At 70.4% G+C, this 22,411-nt stretch carries 19 protein-coding genes; 11 read left to right on the top strand and 8 right to left on the bottom strand.

What is annotated here, in order from left to right; translation table 11 throughout:
• The first annotated feature begins 25 nt into the window (after nt 1-25).
• The gene (locus tag VZL07_RS02285; RefSeq protein WP_426757220.1) at nt 26-1,597 is read left to right on the top strand and encodes an aromatic amino acid hydroxylase; all 1,572 of its coding nucleotides are present in this window, start codon (nt 26-28) and stop codon (nt 1,595-1,597) included.
• Nucleotides 1,598-1,725: 128 nt separating this feature from the next.
• Here VZL07_RS02285 and mrpC read toward each other — a convergent pair whose 3' ends face one another.
• The 3 genes from mrpC to VZL07_RS02270 form a co-directional block, all read right to left on the bottom strand.
• Complete coding sequence (gene mrpC / locus VZL07_RS02280; protein ID WP_002634092.1) at nt 1,726-2,472, bottom strand: Crp/Fnr family transcriptional regulator MrpC; 747 nt, start codon at nt 2,470-2,472, stop codon at nt 1,726-1,728.
• 274 nt (nt 2,473-2,746) lie between these two features.
• Nucleotides 2,747-4,207 (bottom strand): sigma-54-dependent transcriptional regulator, encoded by a 1,461-nt coding sequence (locus tag VZL07_RS02275; protein ID WP_426753674.1) that lies wholly within the window; start codon nt 4,205-4,207, stop codon nt 2,747-2,749.
• Nucleotides 4,208-4,214: 7 nt separating this feature from the next.
• Nucleotides 4,215-5,189: a sensor histidine kinase gene (locus VZL07_RS02270; RefSeq protein ID WP_426753673.1), complete on the bottom strand. Its 975-nt coding sequence runs from the start codon at nt 5,187-5,189 to the stop codon at nt 4,215-4,217.
• Nucleotides 5,190-5,233: 44 nt separating this feature from the next.
• Here VZL07_RS02270 and VZL07_RS02265 point away from each other — a divergent pair, with 44 nt between their 5' ends.
• The 3 genes from VZL07_RS02265 to VZL07_RS02255 all read left to right on the top strand — a co-directional run bounded on the left by VZL07_RS02265 (nt 5,234) and on the right by VZL07_RS02255 (nt 9,479).
• Complete coding sequence (locus VZL07_RS02265) at nt 5,234-8,107, top strand: fused MFS/spermidine synthase (protein ID WP_426753672.1); 2,874 nt, start codon at nt 5,234-5,236, stop codon at nt 8,105-8,107.
• Nucleotides 8,108-8,272: 165 nt separating this feature from the next.
• Complete coding sequence (locus VZL07_RS02260; RefSeq protein WP_426753671.1) at nt 8,273-8,527, top strand: hypothetical protein; 255 nt, start codon at nt 8,273-8,275, stop codon at nt 8,525-8,527.
• A 175-nt stretch (nt 8,528-8,702) separates the two neighbouring features.
• A complete protein-coding gene (locus tag VZL07_RS02255) occupies nt 8,703-9,479 on the top strand; it encodes a MerR family transcriptional regulator (protein WP_426753670.1) in 777 nt (258 codons plus the stop codon).
• A gap of 45 nt (nt 9,480-9,524) precedes the next feature.
• Here VZL07_RS02255 and VZL07_RS02250 read toward each other — a convergent pair whose 3' ends face one another.
• On the bottom strand, nt 9,525-10,694 hold the full coding sequence (locus VZL07_RS02250) for a hypothetical protein (RefSeq protein ID WP_426753669.1): 1,170 nt from the start codon (nt 10,692-10,694) through the stop codon (nt 9,525-9,527).
• A gap of 77 nt (nt 10,695-10,771) precedes the next feature.
• Between VZL07_RS02250 and VZL07_RS02245 the strand changes: the two genes are divergently transcribed.
• The 6 genes from VZL07_RS02245 to VZL07_RS02220 all read left to right on the top strand — a co-directional run bounded on the left by VZL07_RS02245 (nt 10,772) and on the right by VZL07_RS02220 (nt 16,331).
• Nucleotides 10,772-12,097, top strand: a complete 1,326-nt coding sequence (locus VZL07_RS02245) for an amidohydrolase family protein (protein WP_426753668.1) — start codon at nt 10,772-10,774, stop codon at nt 12,095-12,097.
• A gap of 8 nt (nt 12,098-12,105) precedes the next feature.
• Nucleotides 12,106-13,092 (top strand): class I SAM-dependent rRNA methyltransferase, encoded by a 987-nt coding sequence (locus tag VZL07_RS02240; RefSeq protein ID WP_426753667.1) that lies wholly within the window; start codon nt 12,106-12,108, stop codon nt 13,090-13,092.
• A gap of 83 nt (nt 13,093-13,175) precedes the next feature.
• Nucleotides 13,176-13,307, top strand: a complete 132-nt coding sequence (locus VZL07_RS02235) for a hypothetical protein (protein WP_426753666.1) — start codon at nt 13,176-13,178, stop codon at nt 13,305-13,307.
• 67 nt (nt 13,308-13,374) lie between these two features.
• Complete coding sequence (locus VZL07_RS02230; protein WP_426753665.1) at nt 13,375-14,607, top strand: serine/threonine protein kinase; 1,233 nt, start codon at nt 13,375-13,377, stop codon at nt 14,605-14,607.
• A 2-nt stretch (nt 14,608-14,609) separates the two neighbouring features.
• Nucleotides 14,610-15,407 carry a tRNA pseudouridine(38-40) synthase TruA gene (gene truA, locus VZL07_RS02225; RefSeq protein WP_426753664.1) on the top strand — a complete coding sequence of 266 codons (798 nt, stop codon included), beginning with the start codon at nt 14,610-14,612 and terminating at the stop codon, nt 15,405-15,407.
• A 21-nt stretch (nt 15,408-15,428) separates the two neighbouring features.
• The gene (locus VZL07_RS02220) at nt 15,429-16,331 is read left to right on the top strand and encodes a hypothetical protein (RefSeq protein WP_426753663.1); all 903 of its coding nucleotides are present in this window, start codon (nt 15,429-15,431) and stop codon (nt 16,329-16,331) included.
• Between the two features lie 393 nt (nt 16,332-16,724).
• On the opposite strand, the gene VZL07_RS02215 is transcribed toward VZL07_RS02220, so the two are convergent.
• Nucleotides 16,725-17,633 (bottom strand): universal stress protein, encoded by a 909-nt coding sequence (locus VZL07_RS02215; RefSeq protein WP_426753662.1) that lies wholly within the window; start codon nt 17,631-17,633, stop codon nt 16,725-16,727.
• 85 nt (nt 17,634-17,718) lie between these two features.
• Nucleotides 17,719-19,329: a Na+/H+ antiporter gene (locus VZL07_RS02210; RefSeq protein ID WP_426753661.1), complete on the bottom strand. Its 1,611-nt coding sequence runs from the start codon at nt 19,327-19,329 to the stop codon at nt 17,719-17,721.
• Nucleotides 19,330-19,515: 186 nt separating this feature from the next.
• Here VZL07_RS02210 and VZL07_RS02205 point away from each other — a divergent pair, with 186 nt between their 5' ends.
• Complete coding sequence (locus VZL07_RS02205) at nt 19,516-20,340, top strand: TVP38/TMEM64 family protein (RefSeq protein WP_426753660.1); 825 nt, start codon at nt 19,516-19,518, stop codon at nt 20,338-20,340.
• On the opposite strand, the gene argC is transcribed toward VZL07_RS02205, so the two are convergent.
• Nucleotides 20,279-21,346, bottom strand: a complete 1,068-nt coding sequence (gene argC, locus VZL07_RS02200; protein WP_426753659.1) for an N-acetyl-gamma-glutamyl-phosphate reductase — start codon at nt 21,344-21,346, stop codon at nt 20,279-20,281. The genes VZL07_RS02205 and argC overlap by 62 nt on opposite strands.
• On the bottom strand, nt 21,343-22,404 hold the full coding sequence (locus VZL07_RS02195) for a hypothetical protein (RefSeq protein ID WP_426753658.1): 1,062 nt from the start codon (nt 22,402-22,404) through the stop codon (nt 21,343-21,345). The genes argC and VZL07_RS02195 overlap by 4 nt, the downstream gene beginning before the upstream one ends.
• Nucleotides 22,405-22,411 lie beyond the last annotated feature (7 nt).

Raw genomic sequence — 22,411 nt, 5'->3', positions numbered from 1 at the left:
AAGATTCTGCCTGAGGTGAACGATGATGACTCCCACGGAACGGACGATTGCTCGCCTGCCTGCTCATCTGCGTCGCTACGTGGTGAGCCAGGACTACGCGGCGTATACGTCGCGGGACCAGGCCGTGTGGCGGAACATCCTGGGCTCGTTGCGCGGCCACCTGGCGGACAAGGCGCACCCCGTCTACCTGGAGGGCCTGGAGGCGACGGGCATTGGCTCGGAGTCCATCCCCAGCCTGGACGAGATGAACGAGAAGCTGGCCCGCATGGGGTGGGCCTGTGTGGGCGTGCGTGGCTTCATCCCGCCCGCGGTCTTCACGGAGCTGCAGGCCATGGGCGTCCTGGCGATTGCCGCGGACATCCGCACCCACGAGCACATCGAGTACACGCCGGCGCCGGACATCGTGCACGAGAGCGCCGGCCACGCGCCCATCATCGCCAACCGGCGCTACGCGGAGTACCTCAAGGCCTGCGGACTGGTGGGCTTCAAGGCCATTGCCAGCGTGGAGGACCAGGCCGTCTTCGAGGCCATCCGGAACCTGTCGGTGGTGAAGGAGGACCCGGACGCCAGCGAGGCGGAGGTGGCGCACGCACAGGCGCGGCTGGAGGCGGCCAGCGCGAGCCGCCGCTTCGTCAGTGAGAGCACCCGGGCCAGCCGCCTCTACTGGTGGACGGCGGAGTACGGCCTCGTGGGCAGCCTGGAGTCGCCACGCATCTACGGCGCGGGGCTGCTGTCCAGCATTGGCGAGGCGCAGCACTGCCTGACGCCGGCGGTGAAGAAGCTGCCGCTGAGCGTGGCGTGCGCGGACATGGACTACGACATCACCCGCATGCAGCCGCAGCTCTTCGTGGCGCGCGACTTCGAGCACCTGTTCGAGGTGCTGGCGGAGTTCGAGGCCACGCTGTCGTGGAAGCGGGGCGGTGACTTCGGCCTGACGGAGGCGCTGCGGGCGCGGACCGTCAACCACCTGGTGCTGGCGGACGGCCTCGAGGTGACGGGGCAGGTCGTGGAGATGCTGGCCGCGCCGCGCCCGGTGGGGCCGGGGCTGGGCACCGCGCTGGTCCGGATGGAGGGGCCGATTCTCACCTCGCGCGAGGGGAAGTCCCTGGATGCGCGGCCGTGGAACGGGCCTGCGCTGGTGGCATTTGGCGCGGGGCTGCTGCCGGAGCGCGGGCCCTTCAAGCTCGCGCTGGCGAGCGGGCTGGAGCTGGAGGGCTTCGCGACGGACGGTGGCCAGGTGCTGGCGCTGCGCGGCCGGCTGGCGGGACGGGAGCTGGCGCTGCCGGCGGTGGCGAGGCTCTTCGTCAGCACGCACCTGCCTTCGGTGGCGGGGGGGCCGTCGGATCCGGAGACGTGGGACCGCTGGTATGGCGAGCTGAGCGCCTTCGCGGCGGGGGATGGCGAGGAGAAGGCCCGCTCGCGCAAGGCGCTGGCGTTGCCTCCGGCGCTGGCCGCGCTCTACCGCGAGGTGCGGACGATGCGTGAGACGCACACCGTGAAGCCGGAGCGGCTGAGCCAGATTGCCGCGGCCGCCACGGACTTCCCGGACGACTGGCTGCTGCGCGCCGAGGTGGAGGAGCTGCGCCGCCGCGTCTGACACGGAGGGCCGCGGCGCCGCGTGCCGGGGTCGAAGCCGTTCCCCGGAAACGCCACGGGCCCGGCCACGCGGCATCCCGCATGGTCAGGCCCGTCTGGCCTCACGACCCGCGCCGGGCGGGCACGCGATTACTTCTCCTTGCCGGCAATCTTGCGCAGGGCCTTCTGGTCGCGCACGCAGAGGATGCGGCCGACGTTGCCGAGCACGCCCTCGCGCTTCATCTCGTTGATGAGCGTGGACACGAAGGAGCGCGAGGCGCCCACGAGGTCCGCGAGGTCCTGCTGGGTGATGCCGCGCAGGTCCGTCTCGCCGCCGTGCGGGCAGCGCTCGCCGTGCGCCTCGACCAGGGTGAGCAGGGTGTCCGCCAGGCGGGCCGGAACTTCCTTGAACGTCAGGCCCAGCACGCGCTTGCGCAGGGCGCGCACGCGCTCGGCGTAGGCGCGGACCACGTCCACCGCCAGGGCGGGACGGGCCTCGAGCTGCGCGCGGAAGTCGCGGCCCTCGATGCTCCAGACCTCGGCCTCGCCGGCGGCGATGGCCATCTCTTCAATCGGCGTGCCCTCGGGGCGGAACAGCTCGCCGAAGAGGTCGCCCGGGCGGAGGATGGAGACCACCGAGCGGGTGCTGTTCTTGCCGATGCGCATCAGGCGCACGCGGCCGGACTTCAGCAGGTAGACGCGGTCGGTGTTGTCACCGGGGCGGTAGATGGTGGAGTTGTGCGGGAAGGACTCGACCTTGAAGTAGCCCTTGAAGTCGATGGCCTCCTGGCCGGGCACCAGCTTGTTGGCGGTGACCATCATCCCAGAGCTGGTCGTCTGCAGCGGCGCCACGACGTTGGAACCGATGGGGCCGAGGGGGCGGTTGAAACCGTGCATGGCATTCACTCCTGGGAAGAAAACGTGGGGAAGTCTGGCCGTCTGCTTCAGCGGCGAACGGGACTTCCCTTCTCCAAGGAACGTGCCAGCGGGAATTGAAATGCTGCCGGGACAACACCGCCTGAAATGCCGGGTACTTAGCGCTACAGGCCCGCACCGACCCCCGTTCTGTGTCCAAAACCTGAAACAGAACGTTCAAACAGTCTGATCAATTTGAACGAAACGTTCAAACCGGACCCGTGAGTGTCGGAGCAGTGACACTGTCCAGGAGTGCTCAGGACGCATCCTTCACGGGGAAGGTGTGCACTTGAGGGCTCTGGCCCTGTGCGAGACCGTACTTCTGGAGTTTGCGCTCCAGGGTGGGGCGGCTGATTCCCAGAATCTGGCAGGTGCGACCCTTGTGCCCCTTGGTGACGCTCATCGCACGGGCGATGAGCTGGCGCTCGGCCTCTTCCAGGGTGGGAATCAGGCTGGCGTCGTCCTCGGCCGGCGCGGCGAACATGGCGCTGGCGGCCTGCGGGGCGGGGCGGCCCGTCTCGGGGGCGGGCGTGGCGGACTCCAGCGCGGGCAGGTCATCGCCGCGCAGGACGTCCCCGGGGGCGAGCACCACGGCGCGGGTGAGGACGTTCTCCAGCTCGCGCACGTTGCCACGCCAGGGCAGGCGGGTGAGGCGCTCCATCACCTCGCCGGGCACGCGGGTGACGCGCTTGTGGACCTTCTCGTTGATGCGCTCGAGCAGGTGCTTCACCAGCGGGGGGATGTCCTCGCGCCGCTCGCGCAGCGGGGGAATCTGGAGGGTGATGACCTTGAGGCGCTGGTAGAGGTCCTCGCGGAAGCGGCCGGCCTCCACCTCCTCGGCCAGCGCGCGGTGGGTGGCGGCGATGACGCGGGCGCGCAGCTTGATGCGCTTGACGCCGCCCACGCGCTCGAACTCGCGCTCCTGGAGCACGCGCAGGAGCTTGGCCTGGAGCATCAGCGACATGTCGCCAATCTCGTCCAGGAACACGGTGCCGTCCTCGGCCAGCTCGAACTTGCCGGGCTTGCCCGCCGTGGCGCCGGTGAAGGCGCCCTTCTCGTGGCCGAACAGCTCGCTCTCCAGCAGCGTGTCGACGATGGCCGAGCAGTTGATGCCGATGAAGGGCCGGGGCTCGTCGTAGGAGTAGTTGTGGATGACGCGGGCGATGAGCTCCTTGCCGGTGCCGCTCTCGCCGGTAATCAGCACGGTGGCGTGGCTGCCGGTGACCTTTCCAATCTCCTTCACCAGTTGCTGCATCAGCGGGCTGGTGCCCACGATGTCGCCCAGGCGCGCGGCGGCATTCTCGCGGTGGACCTCGTCCGCGCGGCGCGACAGCTGGCGGTACTCCAGCGCGCGCTCCACCACCAGGTCCAGGGCGGCCGGGTCCGGGAAGGGCTTGTGGATGTAGTCGAAGGCCCCGGCCTTCATGGCCCGGATGGTGGTCTCCATGTCGTGGTACGCGGTGACCAGGATGATGCGCGCGTCCCCGCACAGCCCCTTCATCTCCTCGATGATTTCCAGGCCCGTGCGGTCCGGGAGCATCATGTCGAGGATGACCACGCTGGGCATGGTCTCCTGCGCGGCGCGCAGCCCGGCCGCGGCGCTGGTGGCGGTGGCCACCTGGTAGCGCGGCTGGCCGTCCTGCTCGATCTCCTCGAAGTGCATCTTCAGCGTTTCGAGGAGCGAGACGTCGTCGTCGACGATGAGAAGGGTCTCCATGGCGCTCTCAGGTGGCGAACGTCAGCGTCAGCACCACGCCCGGCTCGGCGCTGCCCCGGGCGGCCACGTCTCCGCCCACGCCCATCATCACCCGCCGCAGGGCGGCCAGGGACAGGCCGGCGCCGCGCGCCAGGCGGGAGCCGAAGGGCTCGAAGAGGGTGCCGTTCTCCTCGGGGGGCAGGGCGGCGGCGGGGTCGTGGAGCACCATCATCACCTGGCCGGAGCCGCCCCGGCGCAGGGCCACCTCCACCGGGCTGCCCTCGGGCTGGCCCATGGCGACGTTGAGCAGCACCTGGGCCAGCACCGGCCGCAGCCGGGTCGGGTCCACCCGGACGCGGGGGAGGTCGGGCTCCTCGTCCACGTGGACCTCCACGCGGCGCTCGGCCAGCTCGGGGGCCACCATGTCCGTGGCCTCCTGGACCACGCCCCGCAGCGGGTGGGCATCCAGCTTCGGCGTGGTGTCCCGGCCGTACTCGGACAGCAGCCAGAGCATCCGCTCCATGGTGCGAATCTCCCGGTTGGCGATGGTGAGCCGCCGCTTGTCCCGGTCGTTGAGGCCGGTGTTCCGGGCCAGCGTCTGCACCGCCATCTTCACGGAGGAGAGCGGGTTGCGAATCTCGTGGCTGAGCGAGGACGACAGCCGCGAAATCTGCACCGGCGGCGCGCCGTCCAGCAGGGCGTTGAGGTCCTGGACGGTGGCGCTGGCCTCGCCCGCGTCCAGGCCCAGCGCCAGGCGCAGGGGCGTGGCGTCCTCGCCGCCCAGGTTCGCGGAGATGAACTCCACGGCGCGGCGGTCCTCGCGGGCGCGGGCGTCGAGCTCGCGGGCGCGCGCGGGCGACACACCGAGGACATCGTGCAGCGGTTGTTCCAGCAGGGCATCGGCCGGGCGGCGCAGGATGCTGGCGAGATCGCCTTCGGCGCGTGTCACCCGCAGGCTCGGAGTCCAGGCGAGCATCGCGGCTTGCAGGAGATGGGTGTTCATTTGGTGGGCCTGAAACATACCGACTAAGGTTCCGCGCTGTCCCCATGTCATCTACGGCGCGTTTTCCTAAGAACCTTGTGGCCTGCCTCCTCTTCCTGTCTGGGGGGACTGCCCTTGTCTATGAGCTCGTCTGGTCCAAGTACCTCGGGAACGTCCTGGGGAATAGCGGCCAGGCGCATGCCGTGGTGCTCGCCACGTTCATGGGCGGTCAGGCGCTGGGGGCATTTGTCTTCGGGAAGACAGCCGACCGGGCAAAGAACCCCCTGGCCCTTTACGGCGTGCTCGAGCTGGGCGTGGGGCTGTACGCGCTGGCCTTCCCCTATGTGCTCGATGTGCTGGGCGCGCTCTGGTTGAGCGTGGCACCGGCGGTGCCGGACGGTTGGCGGTTGGGACCCCGTCTCCTGGTCTCCGCGGCGTCGCTGGTGATTCCCACGCTGCTCATGGGCGGCACGCTGCCCGCGCTGGTCCGGCACTTCGCCTCCAGCCTGTCTGGCGTGCGCTACGAGCTGGCGCGCCTCTATGCGGTCAACAGCCTGGGCGCGGCGGTGGGCGTGTTCATCGCCGGCACGAAGCTGGTGCCCGCCATCGGCCTGTCCGCGTCGGCGGGGCTGGCCGCGGGGCTCAACATCCTCCTGGCGTTTGGCGCGCTGGGGCTGGCCCGCAGGTTCGCGCCCGCGCTGGCGCCGGGGCAGGCGCCTCCCGCGGGCGGCGATGAGGACGAGGTGTCCTATCCGCGCATCGCGGTGCGCGCGGCGCTGGTGGGCGTGCTGCTGTCGGGCTTCACGTCCATGCTGTACCAGGTGACGTGGATCCGCCTGCTGTCCATCGTCCTGGGCGCGTCCACCTACGCCTTCACGCTCATCCTCACGGCGTTCATCATGGGCATCGGCCTGGGCAGCTTCTGGCTGATGACGCGCAAGGGGCAGGTGGACTCGCTGCGGCTCTTCGGCCGGCTGCAGGTGGCGCTGGTGGCCAGCATCTGCGTGGCGCTGCCGCTCTACGTCCGGCTGCCGCACCTGTTCCGCAAGGCGCAGTGGATGATGACGCGCTCGCTGGACACGTGGCCGCTGTTCCAGCTCCTCACCTTCAGCTTCTGCTGCCTGGTGTTGCTGGTGCCCACCTTCTTCATGGGCGCGGCCTTCCCGGCGGCGGCGCGCGTGGCCACGGCCAAGGTGTCCGAGGTGGGGCGCCAGCTGGGGGGCGTCTACCTGTGGAACACGGTGGGGACGATCACGGGCTCGGCGCTGGGCGTGCTGGTGCTGATGCCGTGGTGGGGCATGGAGGGCAACTTCATCGCGGGCGTGGCGGCCAACCTGCTCGGCGCGGGGCTGGCCTTCCACGCGGCCCCGGGGCGTCCCGCGCAGCCGGTGCGTGCGCTGTGGCCGGTGGCCGCCACGGCGGTGCTGGCGCTGGTGGTGCTGGGCGGCATGAGCGGCTGGGCGGTGCGGCTGTCGAGCATCGCCTCCATCCGCTCCCACCAGAAGCCACCGGAGAGCTACGCGAAGCTGGTGGAGGAGACCGAGGCCATCATCCGGCCCATCTTCTACCAGGACGACACCTTCGCCACGGTGATGGTGGCGGACGCGCCCGTGGACAACCTGCGCTTCATGAAGCTCAACGGGAAGATTGACGCGTCCAACGGCGGCGACGCGGAGACGCAGGTGGTGGCCGGACACCTGGGCGCGCTCCTGCACCCCCGTGAGCCCAAGACGGTGCTGCTGGTGGGCGCCGGCGCGGCGATCACCGCGGGCAGCGTGCTGGCGCACCCCGTGGAGCACTTGGACATGGTGGAGATTGCCCCGGCCGTCATCGACGCGGCGCGCCTGTTCAAGGCCGACAACCGCAACGCGGTGGATGACCCGCGCACGCACGTGCACGTGGACGACGCCAAGACGTTCATGGCGCTGTCGCCGCGCAAGTACGACCTGGTGGTGAGCGTGCCCTCCAACCCGTGGGTGGCGGGCGTGTCCGGCCTCTTCACGCGGGACTTCTTCCAGACGGTGGACCGGCACCTGGCGGACGACGGCATCCTGGTGCAGTGGATCCACACCTACGAGAGCAACGAGGACCTCATCAAGCTGGTGGTCCGCACCCTGCGCGACACCTTCCCTCACGCCACCACGTGGCTGGGGCCGCATGACCTGGTGATGGTCGCCAGCCGCAAGCCGCTGGCCTTCGACGCGGAGCGGCTGGCCGAGCGGATGGGCCACCCGGAGGTGCGGAAGGACTTGTCGCGCGTGGGCATCAACGACGTGTTCGCGCTGCTGTCCAAGCAGGTGCACAGCGAGGCCGGGCAGCTCGAGTTCGCGGGCCAGGGGCCCATCAACACGGACGACCACAACCTGCTCGAGTACGCGTCGCCCATCGCCTTCTTCGTGTCCAACCTGGACGTGCGGGTGCGGGACGAGCGGCGCTCGCCCGAGGGGGCCGACCGGCTCTTCCTCCACGACTACGTCCAGAAGCACCCGCCCACGGCCGAGCAGGCCGCCGGGCTGTACCGGAACATCGAGCGCTACCACGCGCCGAACGACCCCATGGTGCGCGGCGCGGCGGCGCAGTGGCGGCGGCTGGCACCCGACAGCCCCGAGTCCGCCCTGGCCCTGGGGAAGGCGGCGCTGGCCCAGCAGGACCTGACGCTGGCGGCGTCGCTGCTGGAGCCGGAGGTGGCCCGCGGCGGGCGGGAGCCGGAGCTGGTGACGGCGTACCTGAAGCTGGTGACGGCGCGAATCTGGGCGTCGCGCACCATGTGGACGCCTGTGGGTGCCCTGCAGGAAACGGTGGCCCTGGGGCGGGAGGTGGCGGCCCGGCACCCGGACGATGCGACTCTGGCCCGGGCGCTGCGCTCGCTCTGCGAGGCACTTCCCCGTTCGGCCTGCGACGGCGCTACTGTCCCTGTCGCGGCCCCGGCGAGCCCCTGAAACGGGGTTCGTGGATCAACAATTCAGGGGTAACTGGCTGGAATCACAGGGAATTCCTGCCATCCTCCCGATGACCGATGGAGGTGGAAGTGGGATCTGCCCTAGGGTGCGAATCACCCAAGCAGCAGGGTGACTTTTCCACCACTGCAATCCCCGGAGAGTTCCATGAAGGCGATCTCGAAGAAGCAGCTCCGTAAGTCCCGTGGCCAGGGCATGACCGAGTACATCATCATCGTGGCCCTCATCGCGATCGCCGCCATCGGCGTGGTGACCCTGTTCGGCGACAACATCCGCAAGCTGTTCGGCGCCTCCGCCGACGCGCTCGCCGGTAACGCCGCGGTGGAGACCGAGGCCACCGAGCGTCAGCGCAACCTCGAGAAGAAGACCATCAAGACGTTCGGCCAGAACAACGCGTACTGAGCCGTCTCCTTCCGGGGGGAGCCCCACCCGCCTCGCGCGGGTGGCTCCTCTCGGCCGGCCGAGGTCGAGGGCTGCCCCGTCAGTCCGGTGCCCGGCCAGCAGAAGCAGCTCCCCTTCCCACAGGCTTGACCCTCACGCGACGTGAGGCCCTACACCTCTCCCTGACGAGGTGGAGATGGCCCTGACGGTGAGCCAGGTCGCCCGGCTGGCGAAAATCAGCATCCGAGCGTTGCACCACTACGACGAGCTGGGCCTGTTGCGTCCTTCGGACCGCAGCGAGGCCGGCTACCGGCTCTACTCGCAGGCGGACCTGCAGCGGCTGCAGCAGGTGCTCTTCTTCAAGGAGCTGGGTTTCCCGCTGGAGGAGATTCGCCGCATCCTGGCCGACCCCGCCTTCGACCTGCGCGCCGCGCTGCGGATGCAGCGGCAGCTCCTCACGGAGCGAGCCTCGCGGCTGGACGCGCTGGTGCACGCCGTGGACGCAGCGCTGGACGCGCTGGAGAAGGGGACGCACGTGGACAAGGAAGCGATGTTCGAGGCCTTCGGCGACTTCGACCCGTCGAAGTACGAGGAAGAGGCGAAGCAGCGCTGGGGAGAGACGGAGGCCTACAAGGAGTCCTCCCGGCGAGCGGCGCGCTACACGAAGGAGGACTGGAAGCGCATCAAGGAGGAGGGGGACGCGCTCTTCAAGGCGCTGGCGGACCTGCTCGCCGCGGGGGCCAGCCCCGCTTCGACGGAGGTCATGGACCTGGCCGAGGCGCACCGGCAGTACCTCGGCAAGTGGTTCTACCTGTGCCCGCCCGCCATGCACCGGGGGCTGGGGGAGATGTACGTCGCGGACACGCGCTTCACGGAGAACATCGACCGGGTGCGCGCCGGCCTCTCGCTGTTCCTGCGGGACGCCTTCGCGGCCAATGCCGAGCGGCAGGGCGCTGGGGGTTCCTGCGCATAGGGCGGCGCGCCCGGACGCCGCTGGCTCCGAGGGCCCCACGCACGGTCAGCTGAAGCCCAGCCGCTTCAGCATCACCGCGCGGATGGACGGAATCCGGAAGCGGTAGATGAGGGCATCCGCGAAGTAGTGCGCCAGCACGCACGCGAAGCCCAGGGACGTCATGGCGCGCAGCAGGGGATGCGTCTCCGCCACGCCCATGTTGCTGCCCAGGGCGCCGCGGACGATGCCCTGCTGGAGCAGGCCATGCACCGCGCCCAGCGCGAACAGCGGCAGCATGGACGCAATCATCGCCGGGACGATGAGCTTCCGGGGCAGCCGGGGCGTGTCACCCTCGCGCGGCTCCAGCATGCGCGCGGTGAGCATGTAGTACTCCAGCCCGTGCATGCCCGGCAGCATGACGTACCCCCAGGTGGGGGCCACCAGCACCAGCCCGGTCGCCGTCGCCACGGCCAGGAGGTACAGCACCTTGGGTCCGCTGACGGACGTCGCGCGCATCACCGAGCGGAACAGCAGCAGGAAGTAGCCCAGCCACACCGCCAGCAGCACCGCGAGCGTCCCGTGCGGGAGCACGTGGCCCTGGCCCACGTCCAGGTACGCGGGCGCATCCGGCCCGGCGGACTCGGGGACGAAGAAGATGCGCACCAGCAGCAGGGTGAGCATCAGCGGGACGTACATCTGCTGGAGCTTGCGCTCCATCGCGGACGCGCCGGGCAGGCCGGCCTTGCTCGCGCGCAGCCCGTGGAGCGACCAGATGCCCCGGTGCTGGGACAGCGTGTGGTGCGTGCCGAAGACGTTGAAGAGCACCGCCACGCCGTAGGTGTGCGCCGTGCGCTCCGCGTAGAAGGTGAAGAAGAGCACCGTGCCCACCCCGAGCATGGCCAGCGAGCCCGCGAGCACCTGGCGGGGCTGGCCCGGGGCGGCGGTCAGCACGTCCCGGTGCGCGGCGAAGAGGAGGAACGTGAGGATGACGTGGGTGGCGTTGCCGAGCAGGTTCTGCGCCGTCCAGGCAGACAGCCGGTGCGCGCCCTCCGCGGCGCCCGGGGCCAGCAGGACGGTGGCGGCGGCGGTGCTCAGGGCGAGGGCCAGCGGCAGGGCGACGATGAGGGAATCCGCTCGCGGCGAGAAGAGCCACAAGTCCCGGAAGGCCAGGGCCCCCCGAGGGGACGGAGCCGTTACGGGCGTCGACGGGTTCACGGCGGGGCTCAGCGGCGTCATACCGTATGGACCCTAACATGGTCCGGATGGGCGGCGCCCCTCGCGCCGCGCCACACGCGTGTTAGAACTGGCATTTCATGGAAGGCCGCCTGCTGCTGAAAGACTGTGCCGTATTCAGGGCGGATGGGCGCGTCCGCCACGGCATGGCCGTGGTGGTGGAGGGAAATACCATCCGCCAAGTGGCCCCCGACGCCCAGGTCCCCGTGTTGCCCGGTGACTGGGAAGTGGCGTGCCGGGGCCGGCTCGTCGCCCCGGGCCTGGTGGACTGTCACACGCACCTCGTCAACGGCCAGTTGCTGCCCCCCACGGGGCATTTCCTGATGCTGCCGCCCCGGGAGCGGCTCGCGCGGATGCACCACGTGGCCCGTCTCCTCACGGACGAGGACGTGGAGGCCCTCACCCGCTTCGCGGCGGCGCGGGCCCTGCGCCATGGCGTCACGATGGCGGTGGAGCACCTGTCCTGCCAGGACGTGGCCGGAGGGCTGGCCGCGCAGGCCCGTGCCGCCGAGGCCGTGGGGCTGCGGCTGGTGACGAGCCACTCCACCCATGGCCTGGACGGCGCCGCCCAGGCCAACGCGTGGCTGGAGGCCAACGCGGACTTCACCCGCGCGCACCGGGCGAATCCGCTGGTGCGCGGGGCGCTGGGCTTCCACGCCTCGTTCACCTGCGACGACGCGCTCCTGCGCCGCGTGGCGGAACTGAGCCGCGTGCTGGACGCGCCCACCGTCTTCCATCTCGCCGAGAGCGATGACGACCTGACGGCGACCTACGCCCAGCATGGCAAGCGGGTGGTGCCGCGGCTGGATGCGCTGGGGCTGCTCGGTCCCCGGGCCATCGCGGGCTATGCGCGCGTGCTGGACAGCGCGGAGGCCGAGCTCCTGGAGCAGACCGGCGCCTTCGTGGCGCTGGCGGCGCGGGGCGCGCGCACGCTGGAGCACGGCGTGGACCCCATGGACTCGGTGCTGATGCGGGTCCACCTGCTGGGCCTGGGCACGGGTGGCCACGGCAGCCTGCAGGACGAGCTGCTCGCGGCGACGGTGGGCGTGCTGCGCATCTCCCGCTCCGGGCGGCTGCCGGACGTGGACGGCGCGCTGGCGCACCTGCTCATCAACGGTCCCGCGGAGCTGTGCACGCGGCTGTTCGGCCTGCCCTCGGGCAACGTGGAGGAAGGGAGCATCGCGGACGTCGTCGTCTATGACGTGGTGCCGACGGCCGACCCGGAGACGGGCTACTCGCCGCACCTGCTTGGGCAGCTGGCCCAGTCGCCGGTGGCCTGGACCGTGGTCAACGGACGCGTCTGTGTTCGCGAGGGCCAGTTGCTGGGGCTCGAGTACACCGAGCTTTCCCGCGCGGCGACCCAGGCAATGGAGCGCGTCTGGACGCGCGCACGGCTGGGGACTTGAGCGGCGTCATGGGCGCCTTGCCTGGCTCACTGGTGGACACGCTGCGCGCCTCGCGCGGCCGGCGCGGGCCGCTGCTCGGGGACGCCCGGACCACGGCCCTGCGCGTGCTGAATGGCGAAGCGGACGGCGTGCCGGACGTGACCGCGGATGTGTTCGGCGACCTGTACGTCATCAGCCTCTACCGCGACTTCTCGCCCGCGGAGGAGGAGACGCTGCTCGACGCCGCCGCGGCGGCCTGGGCGCCGCGCAGCATCTATCTCAAGCGCCGTCCTCGGGAGGCGCGCGTCCTGGCCAACGTGGCGAAGGAGTCGCTCGCGCCCGAGCTGCCCGCGCGGGGCGAGCCGGTGGAGTCCCTGACGGCGCTCGAGAACGGCCTCTCGTTCCTCATCCGTCCCGGACAGGGATTGTCGGTCGGCCTGTACCTGGACATGCGGGACACGCGGGCCTGGCTGCTGGCGCACGCGCGGGGGCTCACCGTGCTCAACCTGTTCGCGTACACCTGTGCCTTCGGCGTGGTGGCCACGGCGGGCGGCGCGAAGCGGGTGCTCAATCTGGATGCGAGCCGGCGGGTGCTGGAGTGGGGCGAGGAGAACGCACGCCTCAATGGCCAGTCGGTGGACCGCTATGACTACGTGGCCGGCGACGTGTTCGAGTGGCTCAAGCGGCTGGCGAAGAAGGGCGAGTCCTTCGACATCGTCATCTCCGACCCGCCGTCGTTCTCCACGACGCGGAGCGGGCGGTTCTCCGCCGCGCGCGACTATGCCCGGCTGGCCGAGGCCGCCGCGCGCGTGGTGAGCCCGGGCGGGCAGTTGGTGGCGTGCTGCAACCACGCGGGGCTGGCCGCTCGCCGCTTCGAGGCGATGGTGCTGGAAGGGGTTTCCCAGGCGGGGCGGCAGGGCAATGCGCTGGGCTCGCTGGGGCCGTCCGCGCTCGACTTTCCGCCGCCCTCCGGACAGGAACCGGCGTTGAAGGTGCACCGGGTGCAGGTCCGGTAGCACCAGGGACCGAGGCGGTGTGCCCTCGGTCTGCTCACTCGCACTCCGGTACACTCATTCGCATGCGGCGCTGGGAGCGAATCGTGTTCGTCATGTGCATGGCCTTCGTCGCCGCGGCGCTCATCTATTGGTTCTTCGAAGGCTGGGACATCGACCGATGCCTCGACGGGGGTGGCGCCTGGGATGAGGTCGCGGAGGTCTGCAGGTACGAATAGCGACCCTGCGAGCGCCGCCCGAGTTTGGTGGCACTCCGTGGCCCGGCACGGGTAGGCTCGCCGGGCCATGCCTCCCGCCGCCCCTCAGCGCGACACCGGCCGCTTTGGAAAGTACCGCCTCATCGACCGCATCGCCGTGGGAGGGATGGCTGAGATATTCCTGGCGCACCAGCAGCAGGAGGACGGCCGGGAAGCACCGGTCGTCATCAAGCGCATCCGCCCGCATCTGTCCAAGCACGCGGCCTTCGTGAAGATGTTCCTCAACGAGGCCCGGCTCGCCGCGCAGCTCAATCATCCCAACGTCGTGCAGATTCACGACCTGGGAAAGATCGCGGACAGCTACTTCATCGCCATGGAGTACGTGTCCGGCCGCGACATGCGCCGCGTCGTGCCCAAGGCGGAGGCGCTCGGGATTCCCTTCCCGCTGGTGTACGCGGTGAAGATTGCCTCGTGCGTCTGCGCGGGCCTTCACCACGCGCACACCAAGGTGGACCTGTACGGCAACCCGCTCAACATCGTCCACCGGGACGTCTCGCCGGAGAACGTCGTCGTCGCCTTCGACGGTTCGGTGAAGATTCTGGACTTCGGCATCGCCAAGGCCGCGAACCAGATGGAGCAGACGCGCAACGGCGAAATCAAAGGCAAGCTCAGCTACATGAGCCCGGAGCAGTGTCTGGGCAAGCCCCTTGATTGCCGCAGCGACGTGTTCTCCCTGGGTGTGGTCCTCTATGAGTGGCTCACCGGCTTCAAGCTCTTCACGGGAGAGTCCGAGGCGGCGGTGATGCGCAGCATCACCGAGGGGAAAATCTACGCGCCGTCGTACTTCCGCGAGGACCTGCCGGAGCGGCTGGAAGTCATCCTGATGAAAGCGCTGGAGCGAGACCGCGACAAGCGCTACCAGACGGCCGCGCAGATGCAGCAGGACCTGGACGCCTTCCTCGACGCCTACGAGTTCACGCCCACGCCGCTGCACCTCTCCAACTTCATCAAGCAGCTCTTCGAGGAGGAGCTGGCCGGAGAGCAGCGCCGACTGGCCGTGCGCGCCGCGGCGGCGCCGACGTCGGAAGAGGCGCTGGAGCTGTCCGAGGTCGTGGGCGCGCTCGACACCGCGAGAGGGCCGTCCGCGCCGGAGCCGGAGCCCGAGCCGCCCGCGGCCGATGACCGCACCGAGCCGCGCACGCTCGCCGTCCCGCTGAGTCAGTCCGTGTCCGAGGCGCTCGAAGCGGTGGCCCGCCGCAACAACGTCTCCGCGGGCCGCATGGTGGCAGAGCTGCTCGAGTCCTGGCTCAAGTACCGCTGACCATGCCCCGGCTGAAGCTGACGCTCGAATACGAAGGGACGCGCTACGTGGGCTGGCAGGTGCAGCCCCAGGGGCCCTCCATCCAGTCCGTGCTGGAAGAGGGCCTGGAGCGCCTGCTGGGAGAGCGCGTCTCGGTGGCGTCCGCGGGGCGCACCGATGCGGGCGTCCATGCCCTGGGGCAGGTGGCCTGCTTCGATACGCGCCGGGTGCTGCCCATGAAGGCCTACTTCATGGGCCTCAACGGCATGCTCCCCCCCGACGTGGCCGTGGTGGACGCGGTGGAGGTGCCCGAGGACTTCGACCCGCGCCGCTGGTCCCTGGGCAAGCGCTACCGCTACCGCGTGAGCAACCGGCGCACGCGCTCGCCCTTGCGTCGGATGACGCACTGGGAAATCTTCGCGCCGCTGGACGTGGAGGCCATGCGGCGGGCCGCCGTGCATCTGGTGGGGCGGCATGACTACTCGGCGTTCCGCGCGTCGGACTGCCAGGCGAAGCACGCGGTGCGCGAAGTCCGGGGCCTGGCCGTGGAAGGGGCTTCGGGCGATGCCGTGTCCTTCGTGGTGGAGGGCACCGCGTTCCTGAAGCACATGGTGCGCAACCTGGCCGGGACGCTGGTGGAGGTAGGGAAGGGGCGGCGCCCCGAGGCCTGGGTGGCGGAGGTGCTGGCGTCCAGGGACCGCAAGCGCGCCGGGCCCACCGCGCCACCGCAGGGACTGGTCCTGGAGGAGGTCTTCTACGGGGACGGCCCGCCTGCCCGCACGGCGGGGGGCTCGGCGGACGCGGAGGAGGACGAGGGCTGAAGTGGGGTAGGCTGCCTGCCCGTGAGCTCCAAGACGAGTGTCCTCGAACCGCTGCGCGTCCGTGTTCGTCGCTTCCAGTTCATCATGGGACTGGGGTTCATCGCGGTCGTCGCCGGTTCGATTCTGAGCGTGGCGCTGACGCTGCGGCTGAGCGTGCGCATCCAGGCGGTGCCGGTGGGGGTGCTGCGGGTGGCGCTGGCGGTGCTGCTGGAGAACCTGTGGGTGCTCGGTGTGCTGCCGCTGCTGAGCTACTTCGCCGCGCGGATCATCGAGCTGCGCCCATGGACCACGGCGGGCGGCGCCGCGGTCGCGGGTTCGGCGTTCGTGCACGCGCTGGCCTTCGTTCAGAACGGTGTGAATGGCCTGTGGCTGGGCGGGTTGGGCTCGCTCCTGAGCGTGGCGGCGTTCGCCGGGGGCGTCGTGCTCACCGCTCGGGCGGTGACGATGGGGCGGGCCGCGGCGGCGCAGCAGACGGTGAAGGCGCAGACGAAGGCCCAGGAGCGCAAGTCCGAGTACGACGAGTTCCTCCGCGCGGCGGAGCAGGGCGGCGCCCGGCTGGAGCAGCGGGAGGCGCAGGCCGCCACGTCTGGGGGCACGGCCTCGGACGCAGCATCCGTGGCTTCGGCGACGCCCGATGTGGCGGCGGCGCAGCTTGTTGCTACGCCGGAGTCCAACACTTCAGAGCAGGCTGGGACGTCCGACGGCGCCCAGACGCAGCCCGGCACCGCATCCACGCCCACTGCCGTGGCGCAGGCCGCGGCTGAGCCTCCGGTGTCGACGGGTTCCGTGCCGTCCGAAGCGGAGCATGCGCACGCGTTGCAAGCTGCCGCGTCCGTCATGTCTGCAGAGCAGGTGACCGCATCGCCTCCGTCGGAGCCGCCACCCGCGGCCAGCACTGAGGAACGGAAGTCGCCCGAGGCCTGAGCGGAGCGCTGCGGCCGGCCTCGCGCTTACGGCGTATGCCGAGGACCGGAAATTGCCTGCCGCCTGAGCGGAGCGCCTCACAGGCCTCGTGCTTACGGCAGTGCCCAGGGCAGTAGTTGCCTGCCGCCTGAGCGGAGCGACCCAGGGCCTCGTGCTTACGGCAGTGTCCGGGGCAGTAGTTGCCTGCCGCCTGAGCGGAGCGACCCAGGGCCTCGTGCTTACGGCAGTGCCCGGGGCAGTAGTTGCCTGCCGCCTGAGCGGAGCGCCGCGGCGGGCCTCGTGCTTACGGCAGTGCCGGGGCTGGAAGGTATCTGCCGCCTGAACGGAGCGCCCCGGCCGGCCTCGTGCTTACGGCCTGGGCCGACGCGGGCCGGGCGCCACCTCCTACGCGGCCTACGCGGCGGGCTCGCGCTCCCGGACGACGAGCACGTCGCACTTCGCCTCCCGAATCAGGTCCGTCGCGACGCTGCCGAGCAGCGCATACGCCACGCCGGAGCGTGCCCGGGTGCCCAGCGCCAGCAGGTCCGCGCCCTGGTCGTCCACGAACTCGAGGACGATGGAGCGCGAGCCACCGTTCTCCATCACCAGTTGGTGCGGCACTCCGCGTGCGTCGAGCTCCCGCCGCAGCGCCGAGAGCTTGCGCTCCGCGGCCGCCTTGAACGTCTTCTGGTACTGCGTGCGCTCCTTGGACGGCAGGCCGGGGAACACCGCGTACTCCAGGGGGACGTCGTACGCATGCACCAACGTCAGCTCGGAGCCCGGTGTCATCAGCGTCGGGACGAAGCCCGTCACATTGCGCGACGTCGCGTCCGCGTCCACGGCCGCCACAGGCCGCAGGTAGGGTCCGGTGGCCTGCCGGTTGGCGATGAGCACCGGCAGGTGGCCGCGCCGGATGACGTTCTCCGCCGTGGAGCCCAGGAACATGTTGCGCAGCGGCTTGGCGCCGTGCCGGCCCAGCAGGATGAGCTCCGCGCCGAAGGCATCGGCCCGGCGCAGGAGCGCATCCACGGGCTTCCCGCGGGAGATGTGCGTCTCGACGGTGGCCGAGCTCCCCGCGGTCCGAAGCGCCTTGCGCAGGCGCTCCGCGACACGCTCCAACTCGCGCGCGGTGCCTTGCAGCGCGCGTGTCCCCACCTCCGTGGGCATCCGGCTGGGGAGCGCGTGCGTCACCAACAACTTCGCTCCAGCCTCGAGCGGAAGGTACGCGGCCCGTCCTATCGCGTGCGTGCTCGACTCCGAGAAGTCCGTCGCGACGAGCACTCTGCGAAGCCGCTGCGGGTACGCCTGCTTTCGTGGTTTCACGCCCATGAGTCTAGGGGCAGGCAGGCCTGCTGGCACGGCATAACCGCCCGACTGTCGTCAGGCGGATGTGCCGTGCCCTGGCGACTCACGCGCTCGCGGCGCCTGCCGAGGCCGGGGCCTCGTCCTGCGACGGCACGTGGTTCTCGGCGGCGTCGGCGGCGTGGATGCGCTCATCCAGCTCCGCCGTCAGCCGTTCGAAGGCCTCCTTGCCAATGGTGGCGGACTGATAGGCCTTGAGCAGCGACGCCTTCTCCACGATGAGGACACGGCGGACCGCCTCCTGGTGCTCCTCTTCGTGGAAGCGCATCGACTGCTGCTTGAGCGCGGCCAGCTCCTTCTCCGCGACGGCTTCCTTCTCCTGATAGTCCTTCTCCAGCTGCGTCACCACGTCGGCCGGAATCTCCCGGGTGCGGCGCATGGCTTCCAGCGCGGCCATGGCGGCGTGGATGGCGCCCAGCCGGCCGCGGGCCAGCTCGTACTGCTCCTGGAACTCGTCCTTGAGGCCGGTGATGCGGAGCTTGCGCAGCAGCGGCGCCATGGTGAGGCCCTGGAAGATGATGGAGAGCACCACCACGCCGAACGTCATGTTCACCAGCAGCTCGCGGTGCGGGAAGTCGTTGGGGAGACCGAGCACCAGCACCATGGAGATGGCACCACGCAGGCCGCTCCAGGTGAGCACCGCGCTCCAGGACCAGGGCATCTTCTCCTTGGTGAAGCGCAGCAGCGCGGACACGCCGTAGACAACCACCGCGCGGGCAATCATCACCGCCACGTAGGCCGCGAGGATGGGCTTCCACGACGCCAGCAGCGAGGAGAGCTGCACCTCCAGGCCGATGAGGAGGAACACCACGGAGTTGAGCGCGAAGGCCAGGTACTCCCAGAAGCTCTCCACCGCCACGCGGGTGGCGGGGCTCATGCCCTCATGCGTGGCCCAGTTGCCGCACAGCATGCCGGCCACCACCGACGCGATGACGCCCGAGTAGTGGAAGTGCTCGGCCACCACGAACGAGCCGTAGGCCGCGATGACGGTGAGGGTGATTTCCACCATGGCGTCGTCCACGCGCTTGATGACCTGCGCGACGGCGAAGCCCAGCGCGCTGCCCACCAGCACGCCCATGCCGAACACCTTGATGAAGTCGAACAGGGCTCCGCCCACCGTGAACTGGCCGCCGGTGGCCACCGCCACGATGAGCGTGAAGAGCACGACGGCGGAACCGTCGTTGAGCAGGCTCTCGCCCTCCACGAGGATGAGCAGGCGCTTGGGCGCGCCCAGCGACTTGAAGAGCGCCACCACGGCGATGGGGTCCGTCGACACGATGACGGACGCGAACACCAGCGCGGACAGCATCCCGAAGCCATGGACGAAGTCCAGCCCATCCACCACTCGGGTGAGGATGAAGGCCGTGAGCGCCGCGGAGGCCACGAGCCCGGGAATCGCCAGGGCGTGGATGGCCATCTTGTTCTTCCAGAACTTGCGGAACTCGACGTGGAAGGCCGCTTCGAAGAGCAGGCCCGGGAGGATGATGGCGAAGAGCAGCTCCTTCGTGAGGTGCGGCGGCTCGAACGCCTTGAACGTCCCCAACAGCAGACCCGCGACGACCAGGGCAACCGTATAGGGGAACTTGAAATACCGCGCGCCGATGGCCACGGCGGTCGCGATGGCGAAAATCAGTACGAAGGCCAACTCGAAGTGCATCGTCCCTTACCCGTTTGGTTCGAAGCGCGGGACCATAGCGCAGTTGCGCTGAACACAGACGCGCTGGACGAGGTTCCTGCTCGGCCGGTGGGCGAGGCAAAATGCCAGGGTGAGGCGTAATGCAAGCCTGCCGCTTCGTGCCCGCCTGCTCTTGCGTCCAGGTAAGAGGCTTCCCAGCTTTGGGCCATGTCCAAGCACCCCCGTTCCAAGGGAGGACGGCTGGGAGCGGGTCTCAAGCTCATCGGGCCGCTCTGCATCTCCATCGGGCTGCTCGTGGGGCTGCGGCTGTTGGGGCCCCAGTACCTGGATCAGCGCACGCTCTCGGAGTGGCTGCGGCCCCTGGGAGCGCTGGCGCCCGTGGCCTTCATCCTCTTGCTGGCGGTGCGGCCGGTGACGTTGCTGCCCGGGCAGCTCTTCACGGCCGTGGGCGGCATCCTCTTCGGCATGGCGGCAGGCACGGCGTACGCCCTCGTCGGGACGGTGCTGGCCACGGGGCTCATCCATGTCCTGGCGCACAGGCTGGGTCGCAAGCCCATGCGGCGTCTGGCGGGGGACAAGCACCCGGTGTTCGAGCGCGCCGCGAAGGAGCATGGCTTCCAGCTGGGCTTCCTCGCCTGCGTCAACTCGGTGATACCCGCGGACGTGATGCTGGCGACGGCCTCCGCGTCCGGTGCGCGCTATGGGCCGCTGGCGCTGGGGGCCGCGGTGGGCACCGTCCCCGGGACGCTGCTGACGACGCTCTTCGGCAGCTCGCTGGGGCAGGGCAAGACGTGGATGACGGCGGTGTCCGCCACCGGCATGGTGGTGAGCCTCCTGCTGGGGCTGCTGCTCGGGCGGAAGCTGATGCGGGAGCTGCTCGCGCAGGAGGCGCCTGACAGCCCCCAGGGCGAGGTGGCGCGCCCACGAGGAGGGCCCGGGCGCGCGCGCCCAGGCCCCGGTGACGCGCGGCCTACGGGTAGCAGGCGGCCTGACGCAGCGCCGTGTCTTCCGGCAGCCCCAGGGCGACGTTGAAGTTCTGCACCGCCTGGCCGGCCATGCCCTTCACCAGGTTGTCGAGCGCGGCCATGACCGCCACAGAGCGGCCCTTGGTGGCCACCGCGATGTCGCAGAAGTTGCTGCCGGCCACCGCGGCGATGCGCGGCGTGCCCTCGACGATGCGCACGAACTTCGAGCCCTCGTAGTAGCGGCGGTACTTCTCCATCAGCGACGCCGTCACCACCGCGCCGCCATGCTCCGGCCACTCGAACTGCACGGTGGCGAAGATGCCGCGCACCATGGGCGCCGAGTGCGGCACGAAGGCCAGCCGGTGCCGTTGCGCGCCGTGGGCCACCAGCATGACCTCCACCTCGGCCTCGTGCTGGTGCTCCAGCGGCTTGTAGGCGCGGAAGTCGTGCGCGCGCGTCGGGTGGTGCGTGCCCTCGCCGGGCAGCGAGCCCGAGCCGGACGAGCCGGTGATGCCCGTTACCGCGAGCAGCCCCAGGCCCGGCGTGGAGGCGATAGGCAGGAGCGCCAGCTGCACCGCCGTGGCGAAGCAGCCCGGGTTGGCGATGCGCTTCGCAGTCTTCACCGCCTCGCGCTTCCACTCGGTGAGGCCGTAGGTGAAGGTGCCCAGGAGCTCGGGGGAGGGGTGGGGGCGGCCGTAGGCACCCGCGTAGCGGCCCGGGTGGTCCAGCCGGAAGTCGGAGGACAGGTCCACCAGGAGCAGGCGCTCAGCGATGCCGACCTCCGCCCACTGCTTCTCCAGGCCCGCGAACTGCCTGGCCAGCTCGCCGTGCCCCAGGGCGCTGAAGACGACGGGCTGCTGGCAGTCCGCCAGCCACTTCCAGTCGGGCTCCGCCTCGAAGCGGCCCTCCACCAGCCCGCGCAGGTGCGGATGGACCTTGTGGATGGGCTCGCCGGCGTGGTGTCGCGAGACGGCGCGGATGCTGCCCACCGCCGGGTGGTTGGAGAGGATGCGTAGGAGCTCGCCGCCGCCGAAGCCGGAGGCACCCAGGATGTAGATGTTGACCTGCGTCATGACTTCCTCCCCGCGCCCAGCTTGGGGGCGAGCTTTTCCAGGATGAGTCCGCCCAGCGCCGCCGCGTCCGCGCGGGCGTTGCGAGCGGGGATGCCCACCACCTGCTCCACGAAGCGCACGCCCACGGCGTTGTCCGTGGCCGGGCCGGCCACCACGTCCACTTCGATACCGTACGTCTCGCGCAGGTGCCGCACGCCGCCGGACGCGCCCACCGGGTCGTTGGCGCACAGCACCCACGCGCCCGCCAGGCTCTTGAGCTCCGGGTCGGCGAGGATGCCCTGCACGCCGTACTCGCCCATGATGCCGTCGCCCGTCTCCGCGACGATGACGTCCACGTTCTCCGCCGCCAGCTCGGAGAACAGCACCCGCGCCACGCGCGCGCCCGTGCGGGGCCCCGTGCAGACGATGCCCGCGTCCGTGAAGTCCATCACCACGTCCGCGCCGGAGTCCTGCATGCTCAGCGTGTCGCGCATCAGCGACACGCCCGTCAGCTTGGCGCCGCCCACGCGGAAGCCCGCCTGCGCCAGCTTGCGCACCATGGCCGCGGCGGCGAACGTCTTGCCCGCGTTCATGCAGGTGCCCACCACGTAGACGACGGGGCACTTCACCGGCGCCGACGTGCCCTTCAGCGCGCCGGAGGACACGTGCGCCGGCTGCCCGGTGCGCGACATCAGCTCCGGGAACTCCAGCACCTGGCCCAGCACCTCGGCCTCGAAGGGCAGGCCCACGCCGTGGTTGTGCGAGGTGCACTTGCCGATGACGCCGCCCATGTTGAGCACGTGCAGCCGCTCACCCACGGTGACGGTCTCGGGCACCACGCCCTCGTAGCCGTGCAGCGCGTTGCGGTGACCCAGCGCGCCCACGACGATGTCGCCGGCGTGCAGCGTCACCAGCCGGCCGTGCACGTCCTCGAGCTGGTTGTAGGTGCTCTTCTCCCCGTGGATGCGCACGGCCACCACGGCGCCTTCCTCGGCCTTCACCTCGGAGGCGAGGTGGACCGTCCGCCCCAGGCCGAGGTTGCGGGTGACGCTGCCCACCTTGTCGACGAAAACCTTCATGGCACCC

This window comes from Pseudomyxococcus flavus (assembly GCF_050038885.1).
Taxonomy (GTDB): Bacteria; Myxococcota; Myxococcia; order Myxococcales; family Myxococcaceae; genus Myxococcus; species Myxococcus flavus.
Note: the sequence above shows the minus strand (reverse complement) of the source record. Positions and strands in the feature narration are given on the sequence as shown.